The sequence below is a fragment of the Streptomyces sp. YS-3 genome, from assembly GCF_045257485.1.
Lineage (GTDB): Bacteria > Actinomycetota > Actinomycetes > Streptomycetales > Streptomycetaceae > Streptomyces.
In genome coordinates this window covers 1-4,897 of the sequence record NZ_JBJHPC010000537.1, presented here as the reverse complement: position 1 = coordinate 4,897, position 4,897 = coordinate 1, and the positions used below count along the sequence as shown (strand labels likewise).

Below are 4,897 nucleotides of genomic sequence, written 5' to 3'. Positions count from 1 at the left end.
GCTCCGCGCAGGGCCCGCTGACCCCCGAACTCCCGCTGCCCGTCCATGTGCTGGACCGGATCACGCCGAGCGCCCGCGCCCCGCACAGCCGCCTGGCCGGCTGGCGCTTCCTGATCAGCGATGCGGGGAGCGCGGTCGCCGCCGCGGACACCATGCTCACCCCGGACGGCTGGGCCTTCTCGCACTTCTTCGAAGGGCCCTATCTCGCCTCCACCCAGCGCGCGCTGCGCCAGGCGGAGGCGCTGACCATGGACGTGGAGGCGCGGCTGCTCTCGGTGCCCGAGCTGTACATGCTCACCCTGTGGCTGCGGCGCGACCTCACGGCCGACCCCGCCTCGGGCGAGCTGGACCCGGCGGATCTGCTGGTGCCGCTGGCGCCCGCCCCGCCCGGTATCTGCGCCCACCGGCCGCACCGCGTCTCCGAACTCCTGCCGGTGATGACCCTGCGCCTCGCCCCCGCGCCCCTGCTGAGCCAGCCGGTCTGACACCTCGGTCGCCTGTCGGAGCCACGCACAGCGCCCCGGAGCCCCTGCGGCCCGGGGCGCTGTCGTGTACGCCCGCGCACGCCTCCTCCGTACGGGCTAGTCCGTAACGGTCAGTACGAACCACCCGAAGAGGCAGGGCAGTTGAGTTGAACCGGCCGCACGAGTGATGCGTCAATATGCGGTAGGAAGTGGTGCCGCGAAATCCCTGCGGATTGACGTCCGTAGGGCAACACTGGGAGCGCACCGACCGACTGAGCAACGGGGGGCGGCCATGAACACCGCATCGAGCCGCAGGACATTCACTACTACGACGCAGCGAGAGAACGCATCCATGTGCCAGCACCAGCCAGCCTGCCCGACTGCCGACTCCGCCGACCGGGAGGCCGCGCAGCTCGTGGCGCACCACCCGGAGCAGGGCTGGAGCCTGCTGTGCAACGGCGTCCTGATCTTCGAGGACACCGGTGAGCTGCTGCCGGACGGGCGGATCATCGCCCCGCACCGGGCGCTGACCGCCGGACAGGTGGCGAAGGCCGCCTAGCGCGGCCTCGCGGGCACGGACGCCGCGCGGCACGGCACGGGGCCGCACCGCTCGGCACAGAAGAACAGCACCGCACAAGAAGGGGCCGGCCCGGGGAAGCTCCCCGCACCGGCCCCGACGTAGGTCAGCCGTAGACGGCCCTACCTCAGTGGTCGTACTCGTCCAGCGGCGGGCAGGAGCAGACCAGGTTGCGGTCGCCGAAGGCACCGTCGATGCGGCGCACCGGCGGCCAGTACTTGTCGGCCTTCGAGACGCCGGCCGGGAAGACCGCCTCCTCGCGGCTGTACGCGTGGTTCCACTCGCCGCCGAGCGCCGCCGCCGTGTGCGGGGCGTTCGCCAGCGGGTTGTCGTCGGCGGGCCACTCGCCCGAGGCGACCTTCTCGATCTCGGCGCGGATCGCGATCATCGTCTCGCAGAACCGGTCGAGTTCGATCAGGTCCTCGGACTCGGTCGGCTCGATCATCAGCGTGCCGGCCACCGGGAACGACATCGTCGGCGCGTGGAAGCCGTAGTCGATCAGACGCTTGGCGATGTCGTCGACGCTGACACCGGTCGCCTTCGACAGCGGACGCAGGTCCACGATGCACTCGTGCGCCACCAGGCCGTTGGGGCCGGTGTAGAGCACCGGGTAGTGCGGCTCCAGACGCTTGGCGATGTAGTTGGCCGCGAGCACCGCGACCTGGGTGGCGCGCTTGAGGCCCTCGCCGCCCATCAGCCGGACGTACGCCCACGAGATCGGCAGAATGCCGGCCGAGCCCCACGGGGCGGCCGAGATCGGGCCGACACCCGTCTCGGGGCCGGCGGTCGGCTGGAGCGGGTGGTTGGGCAGGTACGGCGCGAGGTGCGCGCGCACACCGACCGGGCCGACGCCGGGGCCGCCGCCGCCGTGCGGGATGCAGAACGTCTTGTGCAGGTTCAGGTGCGAGACGTCGCCGCCGAACTTGCCCGGCTTCGCCAGGCCCACCAGCGCGTTGAGGTTGGCGCCGTCCACGTAGACCTGGCCGCCCGCCTCGTGCACCTCGCCGCAGATGTCCGCGACGTGCTCCTCGAACACGCCGTGCGTGGACGGGTAGGTGATCATCAGCACCGACAGCTCGTCGCGGTACTGCTCGATCTTGGCGCGCAGGTCCGCGATGTCGACCTCGCCGTCGTCGGCGGTCTTCACCACGACGACCTTCATCCCGGCCATCACGGCGCTGGCCGCGTTGGTGCCGTGGGCGGAGGACGGGATCAGGCAGACCGTGCGCTGCTCGTCGCCGTTGGCGCGGTGGTAGGCGCGGACCGCGAGCAGACCCGCGAGCTCGCCCTGCGAACCGGCGTTGGGCTGGATGGACACCGCGTCGTACCCGGTGACCTCGGCCAGCCGCTCCTCCAGCTCGTGGATGAGCGTGAGATAGCCCCCGGCCTGCTCGACCGGCGCGAAGGGGTGGATCTGCCCGAACTCGGGCCAGGTGACCGGCTCCATCTCGGTGGTCGCGTTCAGCTTCATGGTGCAGGAGCCGAGCGGGATCATGCCGCGGTCCAGCGCGTAGTCCCGGTCGGCGAGCTTGCGCAGGTAGCGCAGCATCGCGGTCTCGGAGCGGTGCTGGTGGAAGACCGGGTGGGTGAGGAACTCGTCGGTGCGCAGCAGCGCGCCCGGGAGCGTGTCGGCGGCCGAGGCGTCCAGCGCCTCGATGTCGCCCTCGGCGCCGAAGGCGGCCCAGACGGCGGCGACACGGTCGCGGTCGGTGGTCTCGTCGCAGGCGATCGAGACGGTGTCGGCGTCGACCAGGTGCAGGTTGACCCCGCCGTCCCGGGCGGCGGCGACGGCCTCGGCGGCCTTGCCGGGGACCCGGACGGTCAGCGTGTCGAAGTACGAGCCGTGCACGACCTCCACCCCGGCGGCGCGCAGGCCCTCGGCGAGGATCACGGCGTACCGGTGGGTGCGCCGGGCGATCTGCCGCAGCCCGTCCGGGCCGTGGTAGACCGCGTACATACCCGCCATGACGGCGAGCAGGACCTGCGCGGTGCAGATGTTGCTGGTGGCCTTCTCGCGGCGGATGTGCTGCTCGCGGGTCTGGAGCGCCAGCCGGTACGCCTTGTTGCCGTCCGCGTCGACGGAGACGCCGACCAGGCGGCCGGGCAGGCTGCGGGCGAACTTCTCCTGGACCGCCATGTAGCCGGCGTGCGGACCGCCGAAGCCCATGGGGACGCCGAAGCGCTGGGTGGTGCCGACGGCGATGTCCGCGCCCAGCTCACCGGGCGAGGTCAGCAGGGTCAGGGCGAGCAGGTCGGCGGCGACCGTGACGATCGCGCCCAGCTCGTGGGCCTCGTCGATGAGGGGCTTGAGGTCGCGGACCTCGCCGGAGGCGCCCGGGTACTGGAGCAGCACGCCGAAGACACCGCGCTCGGCCACCTCGGCCGGGATACCGCGGCTCAGGTCGGCGACGACGACCTCGACACCCGTCGGCTCGGCACGCGTCTCTATGACGGCCACCGTCTGCGGCAGGGTGTCGGCGTCGACGAGGAAGACCCCGCCCTTGACCTTGCCGACCCGGCGGGAGAGCGCGAGCGCCTCGGCGGCGGCGGTGCCCTCGTCGAGCAGCGAGGCGCCCGAGGTGGGCAGCCCGGTGAGGTCGGCGACGACGGTCTGGAAGTTGAGCAGGGCCTCCAGTCGGCCCTGCGAGATCTCCGGCTGGTACGGCGTGTACGCCGTGTACCAGGCCGGGTTCTCCATGACGTTGCGCAGGATCACCGGCGGGGTGAACGTGCCGTAGTAGCCCAGGCCGATCATCGGGGCCAGGACCTGGTTGCGGTCCGCGAGGGAGCGCAGCTCGGCCAGGACCTCGGCCTCGGTGCGGGCGCCGGGCAGACCCAGCGCCTCGGCGCTCTTGATCACGTCCGGCACCGCCGCGGCGGTCAGCTCGTCGAGCGAGCCGTAGCCGACCTGCGCGAGCATCTTCGCCTGGGCCTCGGCGTCGGGCCCGATGTGACGCTGCTCGAAGGGGATGCCACGCTCGAGCTCGGTGAGCGGCATGCGGTTGGCGGTCATTACGGAGGCCTCCTGGTCTGCACGACCTGCGAGGGGCACCACGGCGCGGGTGCCCGGACGGCCTCCCCCTCTGTCATCTCAACCTGAGAGCTTCACCGGGGCGCGTGGGGGCGTCCCGGCTTTCACCGTCGGTGAGGAAGGGGTGCGCGCATGGGCCTTCGCCCGCACGTCCCCCGTCCTGCTTTCCAGAGTGACCTCGTCCGCGCGGTACGTGGGCCTGAGAGATTCCGGGGAGGATTTGCTCCTTCGGCGCCTCCGGACATCTTTCCGGAGGACTCTCCCGCACGGGGTCAGCAGCCATCGCCAGCGTACCAGCGCGGCCCGGCCCTGATCCTTCGAGTGGCCGAGGCCCGCGTTGTGCACTTTCGTAGTGTTACGAGCAGTTGCGACCTGTTGGAGGGACCGTGCAGACCGATATCGATCCGCGCAGCCTGATCGGCCGCAAGGCGTTCGACCGCAACGGCAACAAGATCGGCACGGTGGACGAGGTCTACCTCGACGACGCCACCGGAGTGCCCGAGTGGGCCGCCGTACGCACCGGCCTGTTCAGCCGGGACGCCTTCGTCCCCCTGGAGCCCAGCGCCCTCGTCGACGAGGCGCTGCACATCCCCTACGACCGGGCGCTGATCAAGGACGCTCCCGACTTCGGCGTCGGCCGCCACCTCTCCCCCGAACAGGAGCTCCAGCTCTACCACCACTACGGTCTGGACATCGCCGCCCCCGATCCGCTGCCCGGCACCGACCGTGACTTCGGACGGCTCGCGGGCGAGGAGGACGAAACCTGACCCTCCGCGCCACCCTGCTCCTCCGGTCCGCCGTCACCCGTCCGCTCCAACGCAGCCC

At 71.6% G+C, this 4,897-nt stretch carries 4 protein-coding genes and 1 riboswitch; of the genes, 3 read left to right on the top strand and 1 reads right to left on the bottom strand.

Annotated features, from left to right (window positions below):
- Together ACJA3G_RS30080 and ACJA3G_RS30075 are read left to right on the top strand one after the other, a co-directional pair.
- Nucleotides 1-485, top strand: a 485-nt coding sequence (locus ACJA3G_RS30080; protein WP_406556198.1) for a hypothetical protein, incomplete at its 5' end; no start/stop codon positions are given.
- Nucleotides 486-816: 331 nt separating this feature from the next.
- Nucleotides 817-1,023, top strand: a complete 207-nt coding sequence (locus ACJA3G_RS30075) for a DUF5999 family protein (RefSeq protein ID WP_067155431.1) — start codon at nucleotides 817-819, stop codon at nucleotides 1,021-1,023.
- A gap of 145 nt (nucleotides 1,024-1,168) precedes the next feature.
- On the opposite strand, the gene gcvP is transcribed toward ACJA3G_RS30075, so the two are convergent.
- Nucleotides 1,169-4,054, bottom strand: coding sequence for an aminomethyl-transferring glycine dehydrogenase (gcvP, locus tag ACJA3G_RS30070; RefSeq protein WP_406556197.1), 2,886 nt, complete (start codon nucleotides 4,052-4,054; stop codon nucleotides 1,169-1,171).
- A 195-nt stretch (nucleotides 4,055-4,249) separates the two neighbouring features.
- A riboswitch (glycine riboswitch) is annotated at nucleotides 4,250-4,347 on the bottom strand.
- 111 nt (nucleotides 4,348-4,458) lie between these two features.
- On the opposite strand from gcvP, the gene ACJA3G_RS30065 reads away from it, so the two are divergent.
- Nucleotides 4,459-4,839, top strand: coding sequence for a PRC-barrel domain-containing protein (locus tag ACJA3G_RS30065; protein ID WP_406556196.1), 381 nt, complete (start codon nucleotides 4,459-4,461; stop codon nucleotides 4,837-4,839).
- The last annotated feature ends 58 nt before the right edge of the window (nucleotides 4,840-4,897 follow it).